Below are 25,113 nucleotides of genomic sequence, written 5' to 3'. Positions count from 1 at the left end.
CCCATGATGGGAAGCACCATCTGAGCTGGCATGGATGCTCTGATCGGAACCACCCCCGTGCCCGAACCTGTCTCTCTGAGCCTCCCCGTGGAGGGAATGTCCTGCGCGTCCTGTGTCGGCAGGGTCGAGCACGTTCTGAAGGCGCTGCCCGGCGCTCGCGACGTAGCGGTCAATCTCGCGACCAACCGCGCCAACCTTGTCCTTGATGGCGGCGCGAGCCCGGCTGATGCCGCGGCGGCGTTGGCGAATGCCGGCTACCCAGTCTCGGAGACGCAGACCCTGATCGCCGTGGCGGAGATGTCCTGCGCCTCATGCGCCGGCCGCGTGGAGCAGACCCTCGCCGCCGTGCCGGGCGTAACGGGTGCCAGCGTCAACCTCGTCACCGGTCAAGCCACGATCCGCCATCCCGAAGGGCTCGTGGCGATCACCGACCTCGTCGCGGCCGTAGAGGCGGCGGGTTACGAAGCCCGATCCCTCGATGACGGATCGCGCATCGATCCGGCTGCCCGGCGGGAGGCCGAGGGTCGCGCCCTCCGACGCGACCTCGTCGCTGCAGCGCTGCTCTCCAGTCCCGTGGTGGTGCTCGACATGGGCGGCCACATCCTGCCGAGCCTCCATGGCGGTTCGGCCTCAGCCTTGATCCAGCTCGCCCTGGCGACCCTGGTCCTCGCTTGGCCCGGCCGTCGCTTCTTCCTGCGTGGGGTGCCGGGGCTGCTGCGTGGCCATCCGGACATGAACGCCCTCGTCGCCCTCGGGGCAGGGGCCGCTTATCTCTACTCCCTGGTTTCGACCCTGGCCCCCGGTCTGCTGCCCGCCGGCGCGGCGCATCTCTATTTCGAGGCCAGCGTGCTCATCGTCACCCTGATCCTGCTGGGGCGAACCCTGGAGGCGGGGGCCAAGGGGCGGACGGGACAGGCCATTGCCCAGCTGATGAATCTCGCGCCCAGGACCGCCCGCGTGATCCGCGACGGTACCGAGGCCGGGGTGCCGCTCTCGGCCCTGGCGGTCGGCGACGTCGTGCGCGTCCGCCCTGGGGAGCGAGTCGCTGCCGACGGCGCGGTGGTGTCCGGCACGAGTTACGTCGACGAGAGCATGGTTACCGGGGAGCCGGCGCCCGTGCGCAAGGGGCCGGGGGACCGGATGGTCGGCGGCACCCTCAACGGCCGCGGCAGCCTCGACCTGCGGGTCGATGCCATTGGCGCCGCCACGGTGCTGGCGCAGATCGCCGCCATGGTCGAGCGGGCCCAGGGCGGCAAGCTGCCGATCCAGGCGCTCGTGGATCGGGTCACCGGGCGCTTCGTGCCGGCGGTGATCGGGGTCGCCGTTCTGACCTTCCTGGCCTGGCTGGTGCTCGGCCCGGCACCCGCCCTCGGGCCGGCCCTGGTCAACGCCGTGGCCGTGCTGATCATCGCCTGCCCCTGCGCCATGGGGCTCGCCACCCCCACAGCCATCATGGTCGGGACCGGCCGGGCCGCGGCCCGCGGCATCCTGTTCCGCGACGGCGCGGCCTTGCAGGGTCTGCGCGAGGTGCGCGTGGTGGCCTTCGACAAGACCGGGACCCTCACCGAGGGACGGCCGCGCGTCACCGATTTTCGCGTGGCCACGGGCATCACGGAGGGGGAAGCGCTGGCGCTGGTCGCCGGGCTGGAAAGCCGGTCCGAACACCCGCTCGCCGGTTCCGTGATGACGGCCGCGCGCGTCCGTGGCCTTGTCATTCCCGAGCCGGAGCAATTCGAGGCAATGGAGGGGTTCGGGATCTCCGGCCGGGTCGCGGGTCGAAGCGTTGCCGTGGGCGCGCCGCGCTATCTCGAGAAGCTCGGCATCGCCCTAGATCCGGACCTCGCCGCCGGAGCCGAGCGTTGGGCCGGGGACGGCAAGAGCCTGATTCACGTTGCCATCGACGGCCGCCACGCCGCCCTGCTCGCCGTGGCCGACCCGGTGAGGCCGGGTGCCCGCGAGGCCGTGGCGGCGCTGAAGGCGCAAGGACTTGTTGTGGCGATGGTGACGGGCGACGATCCCCGCACCGCCGCAGGGATCGCCAAAAGCCTCGCCATCCACGACGTGGCCGCCGGCATCCTGCCCGGCGGGAAGGTCGAGGCCGTCCAGCGATTCAGGGCGGCGCATGGGCCGGTGGCCTTCGTGGGCGACGGCATCAACGATGCACCCGCCTTGGCCGAGGCGGATGTTGGGCTGGCCATCGGCACCGGCACCGATATCGCCGTCGAGAGCGCCGACGTGGTGCTGATGTCGGGCGATCCACAGGCGCTGGTCGAGGCGCTGACCCTATCGCGGGCGGTGATGGCCAATATCCGTCAGAACCTGTTTTGGGCCTTCGCCTACAACGCCGCGTTGATCCCGGTGGCGGCAGGCCTGCTGGTGCCGTTCGGCGGCCCGGCCCTGTCGCCGGTCCTGGCCGCCGGCGCCATGGCCTTTTCCAGCGTCTTCGTGCTCGGCAACGCCCTGCGCCTACGCCGGGCCGGCGGCCGAGCCGCGTCCGTCGAGTCGACGGCGCTGTCGCCGAGGCCCGCATGAGCGCGGGCCCGATCACCATCGGTGAGGCGGCGCGGCGCACGGGCGTGTCGGCCAAGATGATCCGCTGGTACGAGGCGACCGGTCTGCTGCCGACGGCCGCCCGTTCCGAGGCGGGCTACCGCCATTACGACGAGGCGGACCTGCACACGTTGCGCTTCGTCCGCCGTGCCCGCGATCTCGGCTTCAGCGTCGACGCCATCGCAGATCTGCTGGCGCTCTGGCGCGACCGCGCCCGGCCCAGTGCCGGCGTGAAGGCGATTGCCGAGCAGCAAATCGCAGATCTGCGCCGCCGCATCACCGAACTGGAGGGTATGGCCCGGACTCTGGAGCGCCTCGCCGAGAGCTGCTGCGGCGACGAAAGGCCCGAATGCCCGATCCTGGATGATCTCGCGACCGAGGACGGGCCATCCGCGGCGCGGCGTGGATCCGCCGGGCTGGAGGCCCACGCGACGCACGCGATGCATCTCCGCGACAAGCGTGGCCGTTGACGCCGCGTCTGGCCCCGGCTTTGCTGGTCCGGCCGAGTCTCTTGCCGAGACCTGATGACCACGAAAGCCCGTACTCATGCCCGTCCTCGAACGGATCCGTGACTTCGCCGACACCATGACCGCGTGGCGGTACGATCTGCACGCCCATCCCGAGCTGCTCTACGACGTGGAGCGGACCGCGGGGTTCGTGGCCGACCGACTCCGGGCCTTCGGCTGCGACGCGGTGGAGACCGGCATCGGGCGCACGGGCGTGGTCGGGGTGATCCGCGGCAATGGCCGGAACTCGAACCGCGCCATCGGGCTGCGCGCCGACATGGACGCCCTGCCGATCCAGGAGGTGCGCGACCTGCCTTACCGCTCCACCGTGCCGGGCAAGATGCACGCCTGCGGCCATGACGGGCACACCACCATGCTGCTCGGGGCGGCCAAGTACCTCGCCGAGACCCGAAATTTCGACGGCGCCGCGGTGCTGATCTTCCAGCCCGCCGAAGAGGGTGGGGGCGGCGGCGAGGCGATGGTCGAGGACGGCCTGATGGAGCGGTTCGGGATCGAATCGGTCTACGGGATGCACAACATCCCCGGCATGGCGGTCGGCACCTTCGCGATCCGGCCGGGTCCGATCATGGCGTCCACCGACCGCTTCACTCTCACCATCGAGGGACGGGGCGGCCACGCGGCCCTGCCGCAGAACGCCGTCGACAGCGTGCTGGTGGCGAGCCACGTGATCATCGCCCTGCAGAGCATCGTATCGCGCAACCTCCATCCGCTGGAATCGGCCGTCGTCTCGGTCTGCGCGCTCGATGCCGGCGAGGCGTTCAACGTGCTGCCGCAGAGCGTCACCATGCGCGGCACCATGCGGACCCTGTCCCAGGCGGTGCGCAGCCAGATCAAGGCGCGGATCGAGACCCTGGTGACGGAGATCGCCGGCGCCTTCGGTGCCAAAGGCGTGGTGGAATTCGGCTCGAGCTATCCGGTCACGGAGAATCATCCGGCCGAGACGGACTTCATGGCGGGCGTGGCCGAAGCCCTGGTCGGGGCGGAGAATGTCGACCGGACGGTGGCGCCGATGATGACCGCCGAGGACTTCTCCTACATGCTCGGCCGCCGCCCCGGCGCCTACATGTTCATCGGAAACGGCGACAGTGCCTCGCTCCACCACCCGCATTACGATTTCAACGACGCCGCGAGTCCGTACGGGGCTTCGCTTTGGGTGCGTCTGATCGAGACGGCGCTGCCCCTGACCGCGTGAGCCCAGCGGGCGCCTCCGGCATTCCGCGTCCGACCCTGAGGCAAACCATACCGGTCTGGGTGCAGGTGGCGGCTCTGTCCTTCGGCGGGCCGGCTGGCCAGATCGCCGTGATGCACCGCATCCTGGTGGAGGAGCGGCGCTGGATCTCCGAGCGGCGCTTCCTCCACGGGCTCGGCTTCTGCACGCTGTTGCCCGGGCCGGAGGCGCAGCAGCTCGCGACCTATATCGGCTGGCTGATGCACGGCCCCGCCGGTGGAATGGTCGCGGGCGGGCTGTTCGTGCTGCCGGGGCTCGTCGTTCTGATGGGCCTGAGCTGGCTGTATGTACTCTATGGGGCGGTCGTCTGGGTCGAGGGCTTGTTCTTCGGCCTCAAGGCGGCGGTGCTCGCCATCGTCCTGCACGCGCTCTGGCGTCTCGGCGGCCGGGCGTTGCGCGGGCGAGCGGACCGGGTCGTCGCAGCCGCCGCCTTCGTGGCCATCTTCGCCTTGGCCGTCCCGTTCCCGCTGGTGGTTGTCGTGGCGGGCGTGCTCGGCCTCGTACTGGGGCGGAAGCCCGCGTCGGCTCCGACCCCCGCGGAGGCCGCGGCGTCTGGCGAGGCCGGATTCCTGATCGGCGAGGCGATATTGCCGCGAGAGCGCGCGGGACCGGCGGATTCGCTGCGCATCGGCGCCGTCTGGCTGGCGATCTGGCTTCTGCCGGTGGTGGCGCTATTGGTTCTGCCCGGTCCGGCCCCGGTCTTCGGGCAGGTCGCGCTGTTCTTCTCGAAGATGGCGGTGGTGACCTTCGGGGGCGCCTATGCGGCCTTGGCCTATGTCGCACAGCAGGCGGTGGAGCATTACGGCTGGCTGCGGCCTGGGGAAATGCTCGATGGGCTGGGGCTCGCCGAGACCACGCCCGGCCCGCTGATCATGGTGCTCCAGTTCGTCGGCTTCCTGGCCGGCTACCGGGCGCCCGGCACCTTGCCGCCGCTGCTCGCCGGGACCCTGGCCGGCCTGCTCACCACCTGGGTCACCTTCGCGCCCTGCTTCCTCTGGATCTTCGCGGGCGCGCCGCTGATCGGGCGTCTGCGCGGCAGCCGTCTCCTGGCCGGCGCGCTTTCGGCGATCACCGCCGCAGTCGCGGGGGTGATCCTGAACCTCGCCGTCTGGTTCGGGCTGCGGACCCTGTTCCGTGAGGTCCGGACCGTGCCGCTCGGGCCGCTGCGCCTCGACCTGCCGGTACCCGGCAGCCTCGATCCCGCCGCCCTGGCGCTGACGCTGCTGGCAATCCTGGCCGTCTTCCGGCTCAATCTCGGGGCGGTGCCGACCCTGGCGCTCTGCGCCGGGGCCGGGACGCTGCTGCGTCTGTCAGGCCTCGCCTGATCCGGTCGGATCAGGTCCCGTAGCGGGCCTTGAGCAGCGCGTAGGTCAGGCGCGCGGTCTGGACCTCGCCGCCTTCCGGCCGTCCGGGCTTGGTCGACGGGTTCCAGCCGTAGAGGTCGAAATGCCCGTGTGCTTTGGTCTTCGGGGCGAAGCGGCGCAGGAACAGGGCCGCGGTGATCGCGCCTGCGAACGGGCCGCCGGAGACATTGTTGAGGTCGGCCACCTTGGAATCGAGCAAGCTCGCATAGGGGGCGTGGAGCGGCATCCGCCAGATCGGATCGATCGCCGTCCGCCCGGCTTCGGCGACGGCGGCGGCCAGGGCCTCGTCCTCGGTGAAGAAAGCCGGAAGGTCCGGGCCGAGAGCCACGCGCGCCGCGCCTGTCAGCGTCGAGAAGTCGAGGATCAGCTCGGGCCCCTCCGCGTCGGCGAGCGCCAGGGCATCGGCGAGGATCAGCCGTCCCTCGGCGTCGGTATTGCCGATCTCGACGCTGAGCCCGGCCCGGCTGGGCAGCACGTCGCTCGGGCGGAAGGCGTTGCCCGAGACCGCGTTCTCCACCGCCGGGATCAGCACCCGCAGTCGGATCTTGAGGCCCGCGCCCATGATCATGTCGGCCGCCGCCAGGGCCACCGCGGCGCCACCCATATCCTTCTTCATCAGCAGCATGGCGGAGGAGGGCTTGATATCGAGCCCGCCGGTGTCGAAGGCGACGCCCTTGCCGATCAGGGTCACCCGCGGTGCATCCTCCGGCCCCCAGGTCACGTCGATCAGACGCGGCACCCGCGGCGAGGCGATGCCGACCGCATGGATCAGGGGAAATTCCTGGGCCAGCTCCTCGCCCTGCGTCACGTCGATCGCCGCGCCGTGGCGCTCGGCCAGCGCCCGGGCGGCGGCTTCGATCTCGGCGGGGCCGAGGTCGTTGGCCGGGGTGTTAATCAGGTCGCGGCCGAGCGCCACCGCACCGGCGACCCGCTCGATCTCCGAAGCATCGATCCCGGCCGGCGCCACGAGCCGGGCCTTGGTGCTGCCGGAGGACCGGTAGCGGCCGAAGCGGTAGCTGCCCATCAGCCAGGCCAGCGCGGCCTCGGCGGGGTCTGGGGCGTTCTCCAGGCGAAACGCGCCATCGGGCAGCAGGCCCGGCAGCTTGCCGACGATCAGCCGATCGTAGGTGGCGGCCTCGGCGTCGCCGAGACCGAACAGCGCCCGGGCGAGGCTCCCGTCCGATCCCGGCAGCAGCGCGAAGCTTCCAGCCTTCGGCTTGAAGCCGAGTGAGCGGGCGAAGCTGCTGTGGGCTGGGTCCAGGGCGGCTTCGGCCTCCGGCCAGGACGCCGTCGTGACCAGGGTGACCGGCACCGCGGGCGTGTCCGTTGGCAGCAGGGCGGGATGCGTCGCGGGAGCTTCGGCCTGGGTCATGTGCCTCTCGTGCGGCGGTCGGGCCGGCATTGGCTTAACCGGTGATTAGGGTTAACGCTCTATCACCGGCCGGCCGGGAGCGTGAAGCGCGAGCCAGAGCCCGCCCGGCCTGTGCCGGCGGAGCGCATCATGAAGACGGCCCCGACCCGGGTCTCCCGGACCCTGGCTTCCAATGTCCGCCGTGCCGGTCTCGCCGCCGCGGCACTCGCGGCGCTGGGCCTTGCCGGTTGCAACACCCGCTCCCCGGAAACCACCGGCTCGATCGGTGATCTTGGCGAGCGCCAGACGGCCTCACGCCAGGAAGCCCCCTCCCGTCAGGATCTCGACGCCCTGGCCGAGCGGTTCAACGCCAATCCCGGCGACGGGCGGGCGGCGATCGCCTATGCACGCGCCCTGCGGTTGAACGATCAGGCGGCACAGGCCTCCGCGGTGCTGCAGCAGGCGGCACTGCGAAACCCGCGCGACACGTTCATCCTCGGCGCTTACGGCAAGTCCCTGGTCGAGGCGGGCCGCTACCGCGAGGCGATCGACGTGCTCGCCAACGCCCATTCCCCGGCCTCGCCCGATTGGCGCATCCTGTCGGCACAGGGCTCGGCTTCCGCGCAGCTCGGCGAGCAGGCCCGGGCCCAGAGCTTCTACGAGGCCGCGCTCAAGATCCGTCCGAACGAGCCGTCGCTGCTGTCGAATCTCGGCCTGTCCTACGCGCTCTCGCGCAATCTCGACCAGGCCGAGCAGACCCTGCGGCTCGCCGCCGACCAGCCCGGCGCCGATGCGCGTGTCCGAGCGAACCTCGCTCTCGTGCTGGGGCTCAAGGGCCGATTCGCCGATGCCGAGACGGTGCTGCGTCGCGACATGGGTCCTGAAGAAGCCGCCTCCAACGTGGCGTCGCTGCGCAAGCTCGCCGCTCAGCCGAATCGCTTCAAGACGCTGCCCGGCACGCCACAGCAGGGCTGACGGATCACGGCGTATCCCGGGGCGCCGCTCGCGCGAGCAACCCGCCCTGCGCCGCAGGCAGGTCCCCTCGCGGGCGGACCACCAATCGCCCGACAGGGCTACGCAGCTGTCATCGCAACCCGGTAGCGGCCAGATTCGAAAAGTTCTATATCGACTCCTGGCTGCGCCGCGCGGCTCCACGGGCGTCCAAATCGCCCCCGCGCATCGTCCTGCCCGGGCACTCCCGGGGCGGCGCGCGCCCGTCGGGCGCTAGAAAGGCCGAACACAAATTCGTAGCGCAGGTCTTGCCTGCGCGTGTTCGACAACCTGCAGCGAGGATACAACCAGCCGTGCCATCACTCGACAGCTTCAAGGCCCGCCAGACGCTCGAAGCCGGCGGCAAGACCTACACGTATTATTCGATCCCCGAGGCCGAGAAGAACGGCCTCGCCTCCGCCACCGCGCTGCCCTTCTCGATGAAGGTCCTGCTGGAGAACCTGCTGCGCTTCGAGGACGATCGCTCGGTCCGCAAGGCCGACATCGCCGCGACGGTCGGCTGGCTGGCCGAGAAGGGCAAGGCCGAGGTCGAGATCGCGTTCCGGCCCGCCCGCGTGCTGATGCAGGACTTCACCGGCGTCCCGGCCGTGGTCGATCTGGCGGCCATGCGCGACGCCATGGTGGCGCTCGGCGGCGACCCGCAGAAGATCAACCCGCTGGTCCCGGTGGATCTCGTCATCGACCATTCGGTGATCGTCGACGAGTTCGGTACCCCGAAGGCGCTGGCTGACAACGTCGCCCTGGAATATTCGCGCAACGGCGAGCGCTACACCTTCCTGAAGTGGGGCCAATCGGCCTTCGACAACTTCTCCGTGGTTCCGCCCGGCACCGGCATCTGCCACCAGGTGAACCTGGAATATCTGGCCCAGACCGTCTGGACGAAGTCCGAGGACGGAGCCGAGATCGCCTATCCGGATTCGCTGGTCGGCACCGATTCGCACACCACCATGGTCAACGGCATGGCCGTGCTGGGTTGGGGCGTCGGCGGCATCGAGGCCGAGGCGGCCATGCTCGGCCAGCCGCTCTCGATGCTGATCCCCGAGGTCGTCGGCTTCAAGCTGTCGGGCAAGCTGCCCGAGGGCACCACCGCCACCGATCTCGTGCTCACCGTCACCCAGATGCTGCGCAAGAAGGGCGTGGTCGGCAAGTTCGTGGAGTTCTACGGCCCCGGCCTCGACGACATGGCGGTCGCCGACCGGGCCACGATCTCCAACATGGCCCCGGAATACGGCGCCACCTGCGGCTTCTTCCCGATCGACCAGCGGACCATCGACTTCCTGAAGGTCACCGGTCGCGCCGACGACCGGATCGCTCTGGTCGCGGCCTATGCCAAGGCGCAGGGTATGTGGCGCGACGCCAAGACCCCCGACCCGGTCTTCACTGACACGCTGCATCTCGACATGGGCGAGGTCCGGCCCTCGCTGGCCGGCCCGAAGCGCCCGCAGGACCGGGTGCTGCTCGACGGGGCCAAGCCCGGCTTCGCGACCTCGATGGAGACCGAGTTCAAGAAGGCGGCCGACCTCGCCAGCCGTTACCCGGTCGAGGGCACGAACTTCGACATCGGCCACGGCGACGTGGTGATCGCGGCCATCACCAGCTGCACCAACACCTCGAACCCCTCGGTGATGATCGGCGCTGGGCTCCTCGCCCGCAACGCGGTGGCCAAGGGCCTGCGCTCGAAGCCCTGGGTGAAGACCTCGCTGGCCCCCGGCTCGCAGGTCGTCGGCGAGTATCTTGAAAAATCCGGCTTGCAGGAGCCCCTCGACGCCCTGGGCTTCAACCTCGTCGGCTTCGGCTGCACCACCTGCATCGGCAATTCCGGCCCGCTGCCGGAGGCGATCTCCAAGGCGATCAACGACAACGACGTCGTGGCCGCCGCGGTGCTCTCGGGCAACCGCAACTTCGAGGGCCGCGTGAACCCCGACGTGCGGGCGAACTACCTCGCCTCGCCGCCGCTCGTCGTCGCCTACGCGCTCGCCGGCTCGATGCAGATCGACATCACCACCGAACCGCTGGGCCACGGCTCGGACGGCAAGCCGGTCTACCTGCGGGACATCTGGCCGTCCTCGGCGGAGGTGCAGCAGTTCATCGAGGAGAACATCACCTCGGAGCTGTTCAAGCGCCGCTACGCCGACGTGTTCGGCGGCGACCAGAACTGGAAGGACGTCGAGGTCACCGAGGCCGAGACCTTCGCGTGGAATCCCGGTTCCACCTACGTGCAGAACCCCCCGTACTTCGTCGGCATGGAGAAGACGCCGAAGCCCGTGGAGGACATCGAGAACGCCCGCATCCTCGGGCTCTTCCTCGACTCGATCACCACCGACCACATCTCGCCCGCGGGCAACATCCGGGCGGCCTCGCCGGCCGGTGAGTACCTGCAGGCCCACCAAGTGCGCGTGCAGGACTTCAACCAGTACGGCACGCGGCGCGGCAACCACGAGGTGATGATGCGGGGCACCTTCGCCAACATCCGCATCAAGAACCAGATGGTCCGGGACCCGTCCGGCAACGTTGTCGAGGGCGGCTGGACGCTGTTCCAGCCTTCCGGCGAGAAGATGTTCATCTATGACGCGGCGCAGAAATACGCCGAGAGCGGCACGCCGCTCGTCGTCTTCGCCGGCAAGGAATACGGCACCGGCTCCTCGCGCGACTGGGCGGCCAAGGGTACGAAGCTGCTCGGAATCCGCGCCGTGGTCGCCGAGAGCTTCGAGCGCATCCACCGCTCGAACCTCGTCGGCATGGGCATCGTCCCGCTGGTTTTCCAGGGTGAGACCTCCTGGGCCTCCCTGGGCCTCAAGGGCGACGAGACCGTCACGATCAAGGGCTTGTCGGGCGAGCTGAAGCCGCGCCAGACCCTGGTCGCGGAGATCACCTCGGCGGACGGATCGAAGAAGGCGGTGCCGCTCACTTGCCGGATCGATACGCTCGACGAGCTGGAATACTTCCGCAACGGCGGCATCCTGCCCTACGTGCTGCGCTCGCTGGCAGCTTGATCCTCCACGGGCGGCGTGCGCGCCGCCCATCCAGGTTCCATCGGGCGCCGCCTTATTTGTAGCTTAGACGCGTCGGTCTGGCTTGCGCGCAACCTTGTTTGGCGCGACGGGCGCCCCATAACCCGGCTTCCGAAGCCAGCATGGGATCCCGATGAAGCACCTCAGCAAGACCCTCGCCGCCGCCGGCCTGACAGCGCTGCTGTCGAGCGCGGCCTTCGCCGCACAGGTCGAGCGCGTCCGCGGCACCATCGACAAGGCCGAAGGCAGCACGCTGACAATCAAGACCGACGACGGCAAGTCCGAGACTGTCGATGTCGGCGGCGCCAAGTTTGCCTGGGTCGTCCCGTCGAGCCTCGACGCCATCAAGGACGGCGTCTTCATCGGCACCGCCACCAAGGGCGAGAACCCGATGACGGCCCTCGAGGTCGTGCTGTTCCCCGAATCGATGCGTGGCACCGGCGAAGGCCATTACGGTTGGGACACGATCACCGACCAGACCGGCGGCGCCGGATCCAAGGTGAAGAGCGCCATGACCAACGGCACCGTAAAGGCCGAGACCGCCAACGCGCCGAAGGTGAAGAGCGCGATGACCAACGGCACCGTGAAGGCCGACAAGGCGGCGTCCGGTGGTGAGCGCACCCTGACGGTGAGCTACGGCAAGGACGGGTCCAAGGAGATCGTGGTTCCGTCCTCGGCGCCGATCGTCGCCTTCGAGCCGGCCGACAAGGCCATCCTGACGCCCGGTGCGAAGGTCTTCGCCGTGGTCGCCAAGGACGGCGCCAAGGCTGAGGGCAAGCTCGTGGCGGTCGGCAAGGACGGCCTCACCCCGCCGATGTGATTCTTTTGAGTTCTCGCGTGCCGTGGCCGGCTGGGCTGACCGCGGCACGCGACGTCATTGTCGACCTCAGGTCAAACGGCCTCGCGCGAACTTGTTGCGGCGACTGTGTGCCCCCAAGAATGCTGCAAAGGATCGAGCTTGTCAGGGTTCGAGCGCTGCACAACAACCTTGTGCTCAAATTCTATCTTGGATGTTATAACTGATATCTGACTATGCGAATGTTCGTGTAAATAAAACTCGTGTGTGCAAAAGATGGCGTATGCAATATGAATTCTAATTCTCGTTCAAGTTGAATTAACAGTGCGCTGAATATAGTCTTTCATTATTGGGCGCGTTCTTTTTGATCCGTCGGGCTCGAAGCGTGGCCTGCTTCCGGCGTTGATGTTTCTGCGGCGCTGCTAGATGATCGGAGGTCTGGGTTCGAAGGCGCGGGGCCAACGCGATGAAATGCTTTCGCGACGCAAAGATCTTGCTGAAGCTTGCGCTCCCGCTCCTCGTCGTTGCCCTGGCCGCGGGCGGATTGATACTCTACGCTCGTGCGAACCTGCTCGCCCAGTCGGGCCAGACACGGCAGATCGTCGATGTGCAGGCCAAGCGCCTCGCGCTGATCCTTGGTATTCAGATCGATGTCGGCGAGATCTCGGTCCAGGCGCGGAACCTGGTCCTCGAAACGCGGGAATCCCAGATGGCTGGGTACGAGACCCGCATCAAGCAGGCGAAGGCGCACGCTTTCGCCCTCATCGACGAGTTGGGGAGATTGGCCGCCTCGGCCGAGCGGCGTGCAACGGATGAGACGCTGCGTCAGACCTTGACGGCGCTCGGGACGATCATCGATCGGGTCATTGCCAGCGCGGAGCACGGCGATAGCGAACTCGCCCGCGACATCCTGTTGGGCGAAGGCAACCCGCTTCGGGCGAAGCTGTGGGAATTGGCGCAGGCCCGGGTCGATGTCCTGACGGCCGAGCTCCAGCAGGCGCGCGATGCGTCCGAGCTTTCTGCCTCCCGCGCGACAGTCACGCTGGTCGTAGCCGCCGCCATCGGTCTGGTCGCCGCCATCGCCGCGGGCGTCGCCGTGGTCGCCCGCGGCGTCACGGCCCCGCTCGGGCGTCTGGTCCGAACGCTCGAGCGCATGGGACACGGGGAGATCGACAGCGAAATCCGCGAGGCCGCCCGCGGCGACGAGATTGGCGCGGTCGGGCGCGCGGTCGAGGGGATCAAGCGCATGGTCGCCGAGAAGGCGGCCGAGCAGGCCGAGATCCGGCGCCGCGCCGACGCTGAAGCTGCGGCCGAGCGCAGGCGCGCCCGGGCCGAACTGGCCGACAACTTCGAGCGGGCCATGGGCGGCATCGTCGGTGCGGTGTCGAATTCGGCGACCGAGCTGCAGAAAGCCGCTCAGGGTATGACCGATACGGCCAGTATCGCGGCGATGCAGGCCGCCACCGTGGCGGCGGCAGCCGAGGAAGCCGCCGGCAACGTCCAGACCGTCGCGACGGCCGCGGAGGAACTCGGCACCTCGGTTCAGGAGATCGGCCGGCAGATCACGGGGTCGGCCGACCTCACGCGCACGGCGGCCCGGGAGGCCGGCCAGACGGCGCAGCTCGTAAAGGCCCTCAATCAGACCTCGGTGAAGATCGGCGAGATGGTCGGGCTCATCGCCAACATTGCCAGCCAGACCAACCTTTTGGCGCTCAACGCGACCATCGAGGCGGCCCGGGCCGGTGAGGCAGGCCGCGGCTTCGCCGTCGTCGCCACGGAGGTGAAGGAGCTGGCGAGCCAGACCGCCAAGGTCACGGACGAGATCACCGGCCAGATTGGGGCGATCCGGGAGGTGACCGAGAACGCCGTCGCAGCCATCGGAGGCATCACCAACCGGATCGGCGAGATCGACGGCTTGACCGCCGGCATCGCGGCTGCAGTCGAGGAGCAAGGCGCTGCGACCCAGGAGATCGTGCGCCACGTCGCCCAAGCGGCGTCGGGCACCGGCGAGGTGACGAGCAACATTGTCGGGGTTGCGGAGGCGTCCGAAAAGACCGGCGCGGCCGCGGCCCAGGTGCTGGGTGCGGCTGCGGCGCTCTCGGACCAGTCCGGGCGCCTGAACGCCGAGGTCGCCCGCTTCCTCAACGGCATCCGCGCTTCCGGAGGCGGCTCAAGGTGACGATGCGGATCGGAGGCTTCAACCCGAGAGGCGTGTTCGGCCCGCGGGTTAAGGCGAAAGCGAAGGCCGAAGGCATCGTCCCGGATGAGATGTCCGGGACGATGCGCGATCAGGCCGCGAGCGCGACGGTGTAATCCGCCTCGGTCTTCGTGCGGATTTCGTCCTCCGAGACGCCGTCGGCGAGCTCGATCAGCTTCATGCCGCCGTCGCCCTTCTTGTCGATCTCGAATACCCCGAGATCGGTGATGACGAGGTCGACCACCTGCGTGCCGGTGAGCGGCAGATCGCAGGCCTTGAGCAGCTTCGGACTCTCGGTGCCGTCCTTGTTCTTGGCGACGTGCTCCATCACCACGACCACGCGCTTCACCCCGGCCACGAGGTCCATGGCGCCGCCCATCCCCTTCACCATCTTGCCGGGGATCATCCAGTTGGCGAGATCGCCGTTGCCGGCCACCTGCATCGCCCCGAGGATCGACAGGTTGATGTGCCCGCCCCGGATCATCCCGAAGGAATCCGCGGAGGAGAAGTAGCTCGTCGTCGGGAGCGCGGTGATCGTCTGCTTGCCGGCGTTGATCAGGTCCGGGTCCTCCTCGCCCTCGTACGGGAAGGGGCCCATGCCGAGCATGCCATTCTCGGATTGCAGCTGCACCGACATACCCTCGGGGATGTAGTTCGACACCAGCGTCGGGATGCCGATACCGAGGTTCACGTAGAAGCCGTCTTCCAGCTCCTTGGCGGCGCGCGCCGCCATCTGCTCGCGGGTCCAGGCCATCGTTCTAATCCCTTCCCTCGATCAGTGGGTGCCGCCGCCGGCGGCGGCCGCTGGCGTGTTCTCGGCACGCTTGCGGGTGGTGCGCTGCTCGATACGCTTCTCGCGGACGCCGACCTCGATGATCCGCTTCACGAAAATCCCGGGCGTGTGAATCGTGTCCGGGTCGATCGCACCCGGCTTCACGAGGTGCTCCACCTGCGCCACCGTCATCTTGGCGGCGGTCGCCATCATCGGGTTGAAGTTGCGCGCGGTCATCCGGTAGCGGAGGTTGCCCTCGGTATCGCCCGTATGGGCGTGCACGATGGCGAGGTCGGCGAACAGTCCGCGCTCCATCACGTAGTGCTCGCCGTCGAACTCCCGGACCTCTTTGCCTTCCGCAACCTTGGTGCCGACGCCGGTCTTCGTGAAGAAGGCCGGGATGCCGGCGCCCCCCGCGCGAATGCGCTCGGCCAAGGTGCCCTGCGGATTGAACTCGATCTCCAGCTCGCCCCCGAGATACTGCCGGGCGAACTCCTTGTTCTCGCCGACGTAGGACGAGATCATCTTGCGCACCTGCCGGGTATCGAGGAGCTTGCCCAGGCCGACCCCGTCGATCCCGGCATTGTTCGAGACGATGGTCAGGCCCTTGACCCCCGAAGCGCGCACCGCCTCGATCAACTCGTCCGGGATGCCGCAGAGGCCGAAGCCGCCGCACATCACCATCATGTCGTCGCGCAGCAAGCCAGCCAAAGCCGCCGTGGGATCCGTGTAGACCTTCTTCATCGAACCGTCCTTTTCCCGTCCGGTCTGCCCGGCCGAAATCTTGGGAACCGCGTTTCCTCGGGCCTGCTGTCCCCGATTCCGTGAACGAAATCCAGTACCGGCATACCCGGCCCGCATGGCGTCCGGGGCGATCCGTAACCCGCGCCGCCCTGGGGAGAGCGGGGCGGCCTGCGCAGGCCCCCGCAGACAAGGCCGGCGGGGCGCGCTATGACGTGCCTTCAACGAGCAGACCCAACCGGGCCGCGACGGCTTGAGGGGGCTGGCGCGGCACCCGGTCTTCGGCCGCAACCGCGGCTCGCCCATCCGGAGCACGATGTCGCCCCGACGTCCCATTTTCCTTCTCACCCTCGCAGGCGTGATCCTGGTTGGCCTCGGCCTGCAGGATTGGCCGGTCGATGGCCGCCGGGCGATGACCTTTGCAGGCCGCGCGCTGGATGAATACGGCCTGTCGTTGACCGGCGAGGGGCCGGCACGCCTCACGCTCCTGCCCCTTCCGCGCCTGTCCCTCGGTCCCGTCCGCGTCGCTGCCGGTCCCACGGGGCCGACACTCGCCAAGGCCGGAAGCCTGACCGTCGACCTCGATCCGCTCGGCCTCCTGGCCGGCCGCGCCATGCTGGGCGGTCTCCGGCTCGATGGCGCACAACTATCATCGGACGCCGCTGCCTGGAGCGTGCCGCTTGCTCAGCTGGCCGCGCGGATGCGTTCGGGCGCCACGCAGCGACCGCGCTGGTTAAGCGTGACCGGTGCCTGCATCGCCGAGGGCGACGAGGCACGGGACATCGACCTTGACCTCGCTTGGCCGTTCTGGAGCGCGTCCGCAGAGGCCCACGCGAGCCTGACATGGCGGGGCGTGCCCACGCGCATCGCGCTGACGCATCTCCGGGCTGCCGATATCGTTCAAGGGCACCCCACCCCGTTCACCGCAGCAGTGACGTGGCCCGACGGCAACCTGGCTGTCGATGGCACGGCAAGCCCGTCGCCTCAGGGAGGCGCCTTGCCGGCACTGGCCGGGCGCGCCCGATTCAAGAGCCGCTCGCTGTCCGAAACCCTGGCTTGGCTTGGTCGCGATGCGCCGCTCTCCCCCCTTGCCCGGGCCTTCTCTTTCGACGGACAATTCGACGTTTCGGACCGTTCCGTATCCTGGCCGCGCTTACGTGTGGGGCTCGGAGACGACGTGCTGGAGGGGGCGGGTGCCGTGACCCTCGGGCCGGGGACCGGGGCACGCCTCTCGGTTCAAGCGACCCTGGCGGCCGAGACGCTGAATCTCGCGCCGCTGATGGGTGATCTGATCAAGTTGTTTGACGCGGAGGCGGCGCCGCTGGCCCTGACGCCGCTCACCAAGGGCGATCTCGATCTGCGACTATCGGCGGCCGAGGGCCGGGTTGGACTGCTGCAGGTCCAGGACTTGGCCGCCAGCATCTTGGTGCGTGACGGCGCGATGGAAGTCGCTGTGAACCGCGCACGCCTTCAGGAGGGAACGCTCAAGGGGCGCCTTACCCTGGTGAGTGCCAAGGATCCGGCTGAGACCGAGGTGCGGATGCAGGGCAGCCTGGATCGGGTCGACGTCGGAACCCTGCTCGGCGAGATCGGGGGCGGGCGCTGGATGAGCGGGCCCCTGCAGGGGCAATTCACTCTGGAGGGCAGTGCCCGCGACAGTGCAAGCCTGCTCGCCCATCTCGGCGGCCGCGCGACGCTGGCAGTCGATGGCGGCGCGATCTCGGGCCTCGACCTAGCCGAGATCGTCCACCGCAACGGCGTCGTCCCGGCAGGCGCGCTCGCGCGTCGGAATGGTCGGACCGCCTTCGAGCGCGCGGCGATCACCCTGCGCTTCTCCGACGGGATCGGTGAGTTCGCCGAGTCCGGCTTGCGCGGGCCGAGCGTCGGAGCCAGCCTGCAGGGACAAATCTCGCTGCCTAGTCGGCGGATCGAAGCCCGGGGCGATCTGGCGCTTCGCGCCGCGGACCCGTCGCGCAGGCTCCTGTTCGAAGTCTCAGGTCCGTGGGACGCGCTGACCGCGCAGGTCGTCCCTCATGGTGAGGCGATGCTGCCCGATCCCCTCAAGTTTCCGGCCGCCCTCGGGCTGAGCGGCAACGCCCGCGCTTACGCTCCGTGATTCGGGCGATGGCGCCCAAGCTCACCCGATTCTAAGCTCCGGCTTCAACTCCGTCCGTGATCCCCATGCGCCGCCTGCTTGTCGAGGAACCCGTCACCCGCGCCGGACCGTTGTCGCGGCAGCTTGCCGTGTTTGCCATCATCGCCACGGGGCTCGCCCTGATCGTGGTGCGCGACCCGCGTTCCGACACCGACGCGGCGCTGGTCGCCCTGGCGGCTGGGCTGTGTATCGCCCTGGCCGCGGCTGTCGCTGCGGTGTTCGCGTTCGTGCATGTCTGGCGTGAGGGTGCGCGCGGTCTGGGGGCTGCGCTCGCCGGATTGTTCCTGGCGCTACTCCTCCTGGGCTACCCGGCCTATCTCGGCTTGCGGGGTCTGCGCCTGCCGGTCCTTTCAGATATCACCACCGATATCGACAACCCCCCGGCCTTCTCGCGGTCCCGGGCCGCCTTCGCGGCACGGGGCGGCCGTTACCCGTCGGATCCGGGTCCCGCGATCCGTGAGCGTCAGCGCGGCGCCTATCCGCAGATCGCCCCGCTGACCCTCGATATCGGTGCCGACGAGGCATTCGAACTGGCCCGTAAGGCCGCCCTCAACCGGCACTGGCAGATCGTCGAGGCGATCCGTCCCGGGGGGCGTACCGGCAACGGCCGGATCGAGGTCGTGGCCCGTGGCCTCATCCTCAATCTGCCTGACGACGTGACCGTGCGAATTCGCCCCCGGGCCGACGGCGCCCGGATCGACGTGCGCTCGGCCTCCCGGTTCGGCGGCCGCGATTTTGGCACCAATGCCGATCGCATCCGCGCCTATCTCGACGACGTGGCGAACCTGGCCCTGGCGGTGAAGTAGCTGGGTCACCCGTCAGGTGGGTGCGTAGGCGCTGTCGAGACGGGGCGGCCCATCGCAGGCCACGAGCCCCCGCCCGACCAGATCTTCCAGATGGGCGAAGACCGACAGGGCGGCGGCCCCACGAAGGCGGGGGTCGAGCCCCTGATAGATCGCCGCCACAACGTCTGGAATCCTTGCATCTCCGGCGGCGAGCCGGGCGCGGATCGCCGCTTCCCGCTGGCGGCGGTGGCCGATCAGGCAGCGGACGAAACGCGCCGGCTCGCGTACGGGACCGCCATGTCCCGGCCAGTAGATCGTCTCACCGCGTCCGCGCAGCTTTTCCAGCGACGCCATGTAGGCGCGCATCTCCCCATCCGGAGGCGCGACGATCGTTGTGTTCCAGGCCATCACGTGGTCGCCCGAGAACAACGCCTCCGCCTCCGGTAACGCGAAGGCGAGATGGTTCATAGTGTGGCCAGGGGTTTCCAATGCCACGAGGGTCCAGCCTGGTCCGGAAACCGTGTCGCCCTCGGCCATCACCCGCGTGGGGGCATGGGCCGTGTCAGAACTCGAATCGAGGATCGGCACCTCGCCCTCTGCCAAGGCGCGAGCAGCCCGGTGTGGGGCGCACCCGACGATCGGGGCGCCGGTTCGGGCGGCGAGAAGCCGAGCGCCCGGGGAATGATCCCGGTGGGTGTGGGTGACCACGATGGCCTCCACCTGCTCGCCCTCGAGGTCCGCCAGCAGCGCCTCGATGTGGCTAGGCTCGTCGGGCCCAGGGTCGATGACCGCGACGCGCCGATCGCCGACCACGTAGGAACAGGTACCGGTAGCCGTGAACGGGCCGCCATTCGGGGCGATACGCCGCCGGATCAGCGGAGCCACGCGTTCCAGGCGTCCGGCTACGGGCAAGGACCGCTCGAAGGTCGGCCCGCTCTTGTCCTCGTCCGCCATCGCCACCCCGTGCTTTTCCGGGGGCGGTTCTAGAGCCGTGCCCGCTCGCGGTGCAATCGGGCAGAAGTGTCGGCTGGAATTCCCGCAGTCGATAAGTCGCGAACTCTCAAATCGCGGCTCGTCCTTCGGCGGGCCAGGATTTCAGCGCGCCCGGTGGGACCGGCCGGCACGCACGCGGACAGGCACCGGGACGGGAGCCGGTATCACACCGAGACCGAGAGCCGCCGCGCGCACGGCGTCGGCAGCACCGTCGACGATCTCCGTCACGCGCGCCGCCAGCGCGTTGGCCTTGGATCGAACGGCTCTCTTTGCAGCTTGCAGCATCACGGATCCTAGCTCGGACCTAACAACTACTGTTCGAACGCTACCGTCTGGCTCCCGTTCCGTCACGCATCGTCGCGGGCAGATCGTTAAGCGAAGGGAAGGAGCGGTCCTTTGTCAAGTGCGCGGAACCGAAGCGAGACCTTGGCGTTTTCGAGTCCAGAACGACGCGGCCGCCCGCGCCGGTATTTTCAAAGGATACGCACAATGCTCGGTTGGGCCGTAACTTTCCTCGTCGTCGCTCTGGTCGCCGCTCTGCTCGGCTTCGGTGGTATTGCCGGAACCGCCATGGAAGCCGCCAAGCTGGTGTTCTTTGTCGCTATCGTTCTGTTCGCGATTTCCGCAGTCGTCGGCCTGATGCGTGGCCGCTCGCCAACTTTGTAGAGCGACTTTAACGACTGGCGCTGGCGCCAGGCTGGCTTTCGCATTCGGAAAGCCGCCGTCATCAGCGGCGGCTTTTCGCTCTTCAGGGACAATCGAGGCGTCGGAGCGGGTATAAAGTCTCCTCAGACGCTCTCACGGTCCCGATCATCAAGCTTCGCGATCAGTTCGGCGAAGCGGTCGGGAACCGGTTGCTGCGCCACCGTGTCGTACATGGCCCGCAACTGTGCGGCGAGACGATTGCGGGTCAGATCACTCAGGCCGCCGCGGGCGACGGGTGGTTCATCCTGGCCCGCAGCGGTCGTTGGGGCGACGCTGGGGTTGCCCATCGCGGCTCGCAGCGGGGAGGTGACAGCGAGGCCCGCATGCGGATCTCCCGCGCGACGGTCCTCGTCCTTCCCCCGATTCGCCATTCACACGCCCCTTTTGCCGAAGTCCGCGGGGCCGCATTGTACTGCGGCTCGACATACGCCATGGCTGCGGCTGCAACGCCCGCCCACCGGATCGGTTCCGCTGGGGGCGGAACGGAGTGCGGGCCTCCGCGTTGGGCGGTAGGCTGCGCAGGATACAAGCCGGCCCCGGCACGACCTCGGTCGAGGATCGAGGCATCGCGGCCGGGCAACACGGCGAGGCACAGGGGATCGAATGTCGACATCGCAACTCGTGGTACAGCACCTGCCGTACCTGCGCCGCTACGCGCGGGCGCTCACGGGGAGCCAAGTGGCCGGCGACGCCTATGTCGCCGCCACCCTGGAAACCCTCGTCAACGAGCCGGATACGCTCGGCCGCAGCACCAACATCAAGGCCGACCTGTTCCGGGTCTTCACGCGGATCTGGAACTCCCTGTCGGTGAACGGGCGCAGCGAGCAGGTCCAGCACGACCTGCCCGCCGAGGTTCGCCTGGGCCAGATCACCCCGCTGCCGCGTCAGGCATTCCTTCTGTCCTGTCTCGAGGGTTTCTCGGAAGAGGATGCGGCGATCATCCTGGCCGTCGACGTCTCCGAAGTCCGTGACCTCGTGGACGAGGCGGGGCGTGAGCTCGCCGCCGACATGGCGACCGAGATCCTCATCATTGAGGACGAGCCGCTGATCGCCATGGATCTCGAGGCATTGGTCGAGGGCCTCGGCCATAATGTTATCGGTGTCGCGCGGACGCGCACCGAGGCGATCAAGATCGCCGGCGAGGGCAAGCGCCCGGGTCTGATCCTCGCCGATATCCAGCTGGCGGACGGCTCCTCAGGCCTTGATGCCGTGAACGATCTGCTGAAGACCTTCGAGGTTCCAGTGATTTTCATCACTGCCTATCCTGAGCGTTTTCTTACGGGCGAGCGTCCGGAGCCGGCCTTCCTGATCGCCAAGCCATTCCAGCCGGCGAACGTCTCAGCGGTGATCAGCCAGGCGCTGTTCTTCCAGCAGACGGCGCGTCGTCGGGAAGCCAAGACCGCTTAACTCGTCATATTCGGATCGGCTTGCCGCTTCGGATCAGTTAGGTGCCACGACGAAAACCCCGGCGCGAGCCGGGGTTTTTTTGTGCGCGAAGACTGTCTCGCTTGCGCACAAAAAAACGGGCCGGAGATGGCTCCAGCCCGTCAATAAGGTTCCGGCCGATGCACAAGGGGAATGCGGGGAGGACCAGATGGCCGGGTCTTGATGTAACGGTCAGCCCACCCGCGAGGTTCCGGCGATCGCACTTTTTGGGCGACCGTGGCCGTTGCGACACAGGGGATGGTTGTGGATGACCCGCGTGCGCAGCCGCATCATAACGCGAACGTGTGCGAATACTCAGTGATCACCGGGACGAGACAGTGGTGGAACCGACGATTGCAGACCGCGTTGTTGAAATATCCTGTCAAGCTCTCATGATGAGGTCGGGGCAATGCTGCGGTCTGGTTTCATTCTGGGCGTAAGTGCTCCCGCGGCTCTGATCACCGTGCTGATCCAGCCGGTAGTTCGCGAGACCGCTGACCATTGGTCGCCCCCGGTCATCGTCGCGACCGCTTCCGTACCGTCACCGCTGCCTGGCATGCGTCCGGCCTTGCTGGCTCTCAGCCCGACCCGGGTTGCCGGTGTCCAGCGGATTGAAAGTCGATCAGGTCCGGTTGCCGAGGAGGGACAGGAACTCGGTACTCAGCCCATCCTCAAGCCGCCGCTGCAGCCACGCCGCCTCGTTCGGGAGGGGTGCGAAACCGCCCTCAGCTCGCTCGTCGGTCCCGAGGCCCGTCGCATGATTCCGGGCCGCTGTATCTCCTGATCCCGCCACCCGCACTTGTCCAAAGCAAAAGGCCCCGCCGGATCGGCGGGGCCTTTTGCTTTGGGTGGTCTGCAAAAACAAGGACGGCGCCGGTCGTTAGACGCGGCGCCGTTACGCAACTCGACAGTCGTTTTGGGTCACTCGGCGCGGCCGGTCCCCGTGGATTGGCCGCCCTTGCGTCCGGCAGCCGAAGCCAATTCGCGATCCTGCGAGAAGGAGCGCTTCTCGGCCGGCACGCTGCGTCCGCCCTTGCTGGCGATCTCGCGCTGCCGCGACAGGTCCATCGAGGCAAAGCCCCGCTTCGAGGTTGAATTTCCGGATGCCATCAGTTCCTCCTCAGGCTTCGCTTCACACCGCAACAACCTTCAGCAATAACCAAGGTTCCTGTGATCAGGCGTGGCCAAGTTTGGCAAAGCTAAGCTTGGCAGCAACCGTTGGCTTTGTGTGGCGTTGATGCGAGATTGCCTGGCATCCACTTCCCGGGACGCCCGAGCGCGCGCCGGTACCGGGCCGGCCTGCCCTCGGCGGGCGCCTGCACGAAAGCTGTGATGCGGGCTACGGCAAAGGGCTTTACGCGATGACGAACCGCAACATGGTCAAGGCGGGGCCGGGATCCGGGCCTGCCGTTGAGCCGAACACACCGCCGCTCCCTCCGATGCCCGCCCCCGAGGATTCGCCGACGCCGACGACCCGCGAGGAGCCGATCGACTCACCACACCTGAATGCGAGTCCGAAACGCGAGGCCCCCGGCCCCGGAGAGCATGGTCTGTCGACCAAGCGCTGAGGCAGGTCCGCTTTCAGCCGGTTCGCAGGCGCGTCCGGCGAAGCAGGATCAGAATCAATGAGCCGATCGCCAGGACCGTCGCGATCCCAGCAACGGTCAGGATCCGTTCGACCGCGGGGGTGTAGATGCCGCGTGCGGCATCGTAGCCGTAGCAGAGCAAAGCCAAGCGATCCGTGAGGCCGCCGACCTGTCCTTCGCCGGCTTCCGTGAGCGCCAGGCGAAGGTCTCGGCCGGTGAGTGCCAGCGGTGAGAGGACCCGGGCGACCCGGCCCTCGCCAGTGAGCAGCATCGCCGCAGCGGGATGGGCGAAGCTGTCCGTCCCGGGGTCGTAAACGGCCGTGTAGCCCAGGGCACCGGTGAGGCTGGCCAGAGCAGCCTCCGAGGCGATCAAGGGCCGGATGCCGGCCGCCCGGTCTCCGAGGGTTTCGTGGAGCATGCGGCGCGCGGCCGCGGCATCGTCCCGGGGATCGATCCCGACGAGCACCAATGCGTAGTCTTCCTCAGAGAGTCCGGTCGCCGCGAGGGCATCCGCCGCCATCGACAGCATGGGGTCGCAGACATTGCCGCAGGTGTAATCGACCGGCAGCAGCACGACGGCGCGTCCGCCGAGCGCCTGCCCCAAGGTCTTCGCTTGTCCGGTTCGCGCGTCCGTAACGACGAGATCCAGCGGTACTCGGGCGCCGGGCAGGGGTGCTGCTGCAACGCGGGCGAGATCGGCCTGGACCAGGCGCGCCTGGACGGGTTCCGCGCTCGTCAGAATCCCCCCCAGAATCGTCAGTGCACCGGCAATCAGGCATCGGAACGCCCGGGCTGCGTCGGGGGTGGGACTGGACAAGTGCTTGATGAACCGCATGGATGTATGGGCCAGTTTGGCCATCTGAATACCATCCATGCCCGCAAGGGTGTGAAACCCCTCGCGGAGCCCGCGAATGACCCTCGATACCGAGGTATCCTCCTTAAGGCAGGTTCCGCTGTTCCGCGAGGTGGAGCCGGCGCGCCTGAAGCTTCTAGCCTTCACGAGTGAGCGCGTGCATTTCGAGCCGGGGCAGCGCTTCTTCGCCCGCGGTGACGTGGCGGATGCGGCCTACGTGATCCTCAAAGGCAGCGCCGAGGTCAGCATCGACGGGCCGGCCGGTCCGATCCGCCTCGCGCTGCTTGGGCAGGATGCCTTGGTCGGCGAAATGGGCATCCTGGCCGACCAGCCCCGTTCGGCCACCGTCACGGCGGAATCGGCGGTGACGGCGCTCCGCATCGACCGCGGCGTGTTTTTGGAACTGCTGGCGCAGTTTCCCCAGATCAGCATCGCGCTGATGCGGGTTCTCGCTCTGCGGCTCGAGCAGACCAACCAGGCGTTGGCCGAGAGCCGGGGCTGACCTCACGCGGTCGGATAGGTGATGAATTCCAAGAGCGATCCGTCCGGGTCGCGGAAATAGACGCTGAGGCCAGCTCCCGCGGCCCCGTTCCGCTCGACTGGGCCGAGTTCCACCGGCACACCGGCTGCTTCGAGATGTGCCATTGCGTCTTCGATGGTGCCCGACCAGCGGAAACACAGGTCACTGTTTCCCGGCAGCACAGGCTGCGCCGCGACCGGTTCCGCCTGCACGCCGGGACCGTGGCAATTGAGTTGCACCCCACCGAACCGGTAGGCGAAGCCGCTCCCGCGCGCGATCACCTCGGCGCCGACCACGTCCTGATAGAAAGCGTTGGACCGCGCCCAGTCAGTGACGTGGATGACACAATGATCGAGGTGGATCGCCGGACGCAGCGGTACCTCGGGCGCAGACACCGCCTCGGTCGGAAGCGTCTCGGTCTCGGCCATGATTTACCCCCCGGATGCCGTGTCAGCTTCGGATCCCGCGTTATGAATTAGGGCGCAACCGTGGCCGCGGCATCTGGCTCTCGCGGGCCGCTGCGGCGCAAAAGCTACATCGCCA

At 68.3% G+C, this 25,113-nt stretch carries 22 protein-coding genes; 14 read left to right on the top strand and 8 right to left on the bottom strand.

Translation table 11 applies throughout. The annotated features are described in order from the left end of the window. Window positions 1–30: 30 nt before the first annotated feature. From MKK65_RS26775 to chrA, 4 genes are all read left to right on the top strand, one after another. A complete protein-coding gene (locus MKK65_RS26775) occupies window positions 31–2,532 on the top strand; it encodes a heavy metal translocating P-type ATPase (protein ID WP_243961147.1) in 2,502 nt (833 codons plus the stop codon). Further along, window positions 2,529–3,020 (top strand): Cu(I)-responsive transcriptional regulator, encoded by a 492-nt coding sequence (gene cueR, locus MKK65_RS26770; protein WP_243961145.1) that lies wholly within the window; start codon window positions 2,529–2,531, stop codon window positions 3,018–3,020. The genes MKK65_RS26775 and cueR overlap by 4 nt, the downstream gene beginning before the upstream one ends. A gap of 76 nt (window positions 3,021–3,096) precedes the next feature. Then, complete coding sequence (locus MKK65_RS26765) at window positions 3,097–4,269, top strand: M20 aminoacylase family protein (protein ID WP_243961143.1); 1,173 nt, start codon at window positions 3,097–3,099, stop codon at window positions 4,267–4,269. Further along, window positions 4,266–5,630, top strand: a complete 1,365-nt coding sequence (chrA, locus tag MKK65_RS26760) for a chromate efflux transporter (RefSeq protein WP_243961141.1) — start codon at window positions 4,266–4,268, stop codon at window positions 5,628–5,630. The genes MKK65_RS26765 and chrA overlap by 4 nt, the downstream gene beginning before the upstream one ends. A gap of 10 nt (window positions 5,631–5,640) precedes the next feature. Here chrA and MKK65_RS26755 read toward each other — a convergent pair whose 3' ends face one another. Next, a complete protein-coding gene (locus MKK65_RS26755) occupies window positions 5,641–7,041 on the bottom strand; it encodes a leucyl aminopeptidase family protein (RefSeq protein ID WP_243961139.1) in 1,401 nt (466 codons plus the stop codon). A 129-nt stretch (window positions 7,042–7,170) separates the two neighbouring features. On the opposite strand from MKK65_RS26755, the gene MKK65_RS26750 reads away from it, so the two are divergent. The 4 genes from MKK65_RS26750 (at window position 7,171) to MKK65_RS26735 (ending at window position 14,017) form a co-directional block, all read left to right on the top strand. Continuing rightward, on the top strand, window positions 7,171–7,995 hold the full coding sequence (locus MKK65_RS26750; protein ID WP_243961137.1) for a CDC27 family protein: 825 nt from the start codon (window positions 7,171–7,173) through the stop codon (window positions 7,993–7,995). A 329-nt stretch (window positions 7,996–8,324) separates the two neighbouring features. Beyond that, window positions 8,325–11,024, top strand: coding sequence for an aconitate hydratase AcnA (gene acnA / locus MKK65_RS26745; RefSeq protein ID WP_243961136.1), 2,700 nt, complete (start codon window positions 8,325–8,327; stop codon window positions 11,022–11,024). Window positions 11,025–11,175: 151 nt separating this feature from the next. Beyond that, window positions 11,176–11,862, top strand: coding sequence for a hypothetical protein (locus tag MKK65_RS26740; protein ID WP_058194064.1), 687 nt, complete (start codon window positions 11,176–11,178; stop codon window positions 11,860–11,862). A gap of 442 nt (window positions 11,863–12,304) precedes the next feature. Continuing rightward, the gene (locus MKK65_RS26735) at window positions 12,305–14,017 is read left to right on the top strand and encodes a methyl-accepting chemotaxis protein (protein ID WP_243961134.1); all 1,713 of its coding nucleotides are present in this window, start codon (window positions 12,305–12,307) and stop codon (window positions 14,015–14,017) included. Window positions 14,018–14,126: 109 nt separating this feature from the next. On the opposite strand, the gene MKK65_RS26730 is transcribed toward MKK65_RS26735, so the two are convergent. Both MKK65_RS26730 and MKK65_RS26725 read right to left on the bottom strand, forming a co-directional pair. Continuing rightward, the gene (locus MKK65_RS26730) at window positions 14,127–14,789 is read right to left on the bottom strand and encodes a 3-oxoacid CoA-transferase subunit B (protein WP_058194062.1); all 663 of its coding nucleotides are present in this window, start codon (window positions 14,787–14,789) and stop codon (window positions 14,127–14,129) included. A gap of 21 nt (window positions 14,790–14,810) precedes the next feature. Beyond that, window positions 14,811–15,551, bottom strand: a complete 741-nt coding sequence (locus MKK65_RS26725; protein ID WP_243961132.1) for a CoA transferase subunit A — start codon at window positions 15,549–15,551, stop codon at window positions 14,811–14,813. Between the two features lie 313 nt (window positions 15,552–15,864). Between MKK65_RS26725 and MKK65_RS26720 the strand changes: the two genes are divergently transcribed. Together MKK65_RS26720 and MKK65_RS26715 are read left to right on the top strand one after the other, a co-directional pair. Further along, window positions 15,865–17,664 carry an AsmA family protein gene (locus MKK65_RS26720; protein ID WP_243961130.1) on the top strand — a complete coding sequence of 600 codons (1,800 nt, stop codon included), beginning with the start codon at window positions 15,865–15,867 and terminating at the stop codon, window positions 17,662–17,664. 65 nt (window positions 17,665–17,729) lie between these two features. After that, window positions 17,730–18,509, top strand: coding sequence for a DUF1499 domain-containing protein (locus MKK65_RS26715; protein ID WP_243961128.1), 780 nt, complete (start codon window positions 17,730–17,732; stop codon window positions 18,507–18,509). Window positions 18,510–18,521: 12 nt separating this feature from the next. On the opposite strand, the gene MKK65_RS26710 is transcribed toward MKK65_RS26715, so the two are convergent. Further along, window positions 18,522–19,442: an MBL fold metallo-hydrolase gene (locus MKK65_RS26710; protein WP_243961240.1), complete on the bottom strand. Its 921-nt coding sequence runs from the start codon at window positions 19,440–19,442 to the stop codon at window positions 18,522–18,524. 528 nt (window positions 19,443–19,970) lie between these two features. On the opposite strand from MKK65_RS26710, the gene MKK65_RS26705 reads away from it, so the two are divergent. Next, window positions 19,971–20,147 carry a DUF1328 domain-containing protein gene (locus MKK65_RS26705; RefSeq protein ID WP_007568853.1) on the top strand — a complete coding sequence of 59 codons (177 nt, stop codon included), beginning with the start codon at window positions 19,971–19,973 and terminating at the stop codon, window positions 20,145–20,147. Window positions 20,148–20,269: 122 nt separating this feature from the next. Here the strand turns inward: MKK65_RS26705 and MKK65_RS26700 are convergent, their stop codons facing one another. After that, complete coding sequence (locus MKK65_RS26700; RefSeq protein WP_243961127.1) at window positions 20,270–20,473, bottom strand: NepR family anti-sigma factor; 204 nt, start codon at window positions 20,471–20,473, stop codon at window positions 20,270–20,272. A gap of 316 nt (window positions 20,474–20,789) precedes the next feature. On the opposite strand from MKK65_RS26700, the gene MKK65_RS26695 reads away from it, so the two are divergent. Next, window positions 20,790–21,593 carry a response regulator gene (locus MKK65_RS26695; RefSeq protein WP_058194056.1) on the top strand — a complete coding sequence of 268 codons (804 nt, stop codon included), beginning with the start codon at window positions 20,790–20,792 and terminating at the stop codon, window positions 21,591–21,593. A 939-nt stretch (window positions 21,594–22,532) separates the two neighbouring features. On the opposite strand, the gene MKK65_RS26690 is transcribed toward MKK65_RS26695, so the two are convergent. Next, window positions 22,533–22,721 (bottom strand): general stress protein, encoded by a 189-nt coding sequence (locus MKK65_RS26690; protein WP_058194055.1) that lies wholly within the window; start codon window positions 22,719–22,721, stop codon window positions 22,533–22,535. Between the two features lie 251 nt (window positions 22,722–22,972). On the opposite strand from MKK65_RS26690, the gene MKK65_RS26685 reads away from it, so the two are divergent. After that, on the top strand, window positions 22,973–23,179 hold the full coding sequence (locus MKK65_RS26685; protein WP_243961126.1) for a hypothetical protein: 207 nt from the start codon (window positions 22,973–22,975) through the stop codon (window positions 23,177–23,179). A gap of 13 nt (window positions 23,180–23,192) precedes the next feature. On the opposite strand, the gene MKK65_RS26680 is transcribed toward MKK65_RS26685, so the two are convergent. Then, window positions 23,193–24,056, bottom strand: a complete 864-nt coding sequence (locus tag MKK65_RS26680; RefSeq protein WP_243961125.1) for an SCO family protein — start codon at window positions 24,054–24,056, stop codon at window positions 23,193–23,195. Between the two features lie 52 nt (window positions 24,057–24,108). Here MKK65_RS26680 and MKK65_RS26675 point away from each other — a divergent pair, with 52 nt between their 5' ends. Further along, the gene (locus MKK65_RS26675; RefSeq protein ID WP_058194054.1) at window positions 24,109–24,552 is read left to right on the top strand and encodes a cyclic nucleotide-binding domain-containing protein; all 444 of its coding nucleotides are present in this window, start codon (window positions 24,109–24,111) and stop codon (window positions 24,550–24,552) included. 2 nt (window positions 24,553–24,554) lie between these two features. Here the strand turns inward: MKK65_RS26675 and MKK65_RS26670 are convergent, their stop codons facing one another. After that, on the bottom strand, window positions 24,555–24,998 hold the full coding sequence (locus MKK65_RS26670) for a VOC family protein (RefSeq protein ID WP_243961124.1): 444 nt from the start codon (window positions 24,996–24,998) through the stop codon (window positions 24,555–24,557). Window positions 24,999–25,113: the final 115 nt, after the last annotated feature.

This window comes from Methylobacterium sp. J-001 (assembly GCF_022829565.1).
Lineage (GTDB): Bacteria > Pseudomonadota > Alphaproteobacteria > Rhizobiales > Beijerinckiaceae > Methylobacterium.
This window is presented reverse-complemented; position numbering and strand designations above follow the sequence as displayed.

What these genes read in the sequence shown, in the direction of transcription:
- MKK65_RS26685 (WP_243961126.1), top strand. Translation starts at nt 22,973, where the DNA reads ATGACGAACCGCAACATGGTCAAGGCGGGGCCGGGATCCGGGCCTGCC.
- MKK65_RS26725 (WP_243961132.1), bottom strand. Translation starts at nt 15,551, where the DNA reads ATGAAGAAGGTCTACACGGATCCCACGGCGGCTTTGGCTGGCTTGCTG.
- MKK65_RS26710 (WP_243961240.1), bottom strand. Translation starts at nt 19,442, where the DNA reads ATGGCGGACGAGGACAAGAGCGGGCCGACCTTCGAGCGGTCCTTGCCC.
- MKK65_RS26700 (WP_243961127.1), bottom strand. Translation starts at nt 20,473, where the DNA reads ATGGGCAACCCCAGCGTCGCCCCAACGACCGCTGCGGGCCAGGATGAA.
- MKK65_RS26675 (WP_058194054.1), top strand. Translation starts at nt 24,109, where the DNA reads ATGACCCTCGATACCGAGGTATCCTCCTTAAGGCAGGTTCCGCTGTTC.
- MKK65_RS26740 (WP_058194064.1), top strand. Translation starts at nt 11,176, where the DNA reads ATGAAGCACCTCAGCAAGACCCTCGCCGCCGCCGGCCTGACAGCGCTG.
- MKK65_RS26775 (WP_243961147.1), top strand. Translation starts at nt 31, where the DNA reads ATGGATGCTCTGATCGGAACCACCCCCGTGCCCGAACCTGTCTCTCTG.
- MKK65_RS26765 (WP_243961143.1), top strand. Translation starts at nt 3,097, where the DNA reads ATGCCCGTCCTCGAACGGATCCGTGACTTCGCCGACACCATGACCGCG.
- MKK65_RS26750 (WP_243961137.1), top strand. Translation starts at nt 7,171, where the DNA reads ATGAAGACGGCCCCGACCCGGGTCTCCCGGACCCTGGCTTCCAATGTC.
- MKK65_RS26720 (WP_243961130.1), top strand. Translation starts at nt 15,865, where the DNA reads ATGTCGCCCCGACGTCCCATTTTCCTTCTCACCCTCGCAGGCGTGATC.
- MKK65_RS26680 (WP_243961125.1), bottom strand. Translation starts at nt 24,056, where the DNA reads ATGGCCAAACTGGCCCATACATCCATGCGGTTCATCAAGCACTTGTCC.
- MKK65_RS26705 (WP_007568853.1), top strand. Translation starts at nt 19,971, where the DNA reads ATGCTCGGTTGGGCCGTAACTTTCCTCGTCGTCGCTCTGGTCGCCGCT.
- cueR (WP_243961145.1), top strand. Translation starts at nt 2,529, where the DNA reads ATGAGCGCGGGCCCGATCACCATCGGTGAGGCGGCGCGGCGCACGGGC.
- MKK65_RS26735 (WP_243961134.1), top strand. Translation starts at nt 12,305, where the DNA reads ATGAAATGCTTTCGCGACGCAAAGATCTTGCTGAAGCTTGCGCTCCCG.
- MKK65_RS26670 (WP_243961124.1), bottom strand. Translation starts at nt 24,998, where the DNA reads ATGGCCGAGACCGAGACGCTTCCGACCGAGGCGGTGTCTGCGCCCGAG.
- MKK65_RS26715 (WP_243961128.1), top strand. Translation starts at nt 17,730, where the DNA reads ATGCGCCGCCTGCTTGTCGAGGAACCCGTCACCCGCGCCGGACCGTTG.
- MKK65_RS26755 (WP_243961139.1), bottom strand. Translation starts at nt 7,041, where the DNA reads ATGACCCAGGCCGAAGCTCCCGCGACGCATCCCGCCCTGCTGCCAACG.
- MKK65_RS26690 (WP_058194055.1), bottom strand. Translation starts at nt 22,721, where the DNA reads ATGGCATCCGGAAATTCAACCTCGAAGCGGGGCTTTGCCTCGATGGAC.
- MKK65_RS26695 (WP_058194056.1), top strand. Translation starts at nt 20,790, where the DNA reads ATGTCGACATCGCAACTCGTGGTACAGCACCTGCCGTACCTGCGCCGC.
- MKK65_RS26730 (WP_058194062.1), bottom strand. Translation starts at nt 14,789, where the DNA reads ATGGCCTGGACCCGCGAGCAGATGGCGGCGCGCGCCGCCAAGGAGCTG.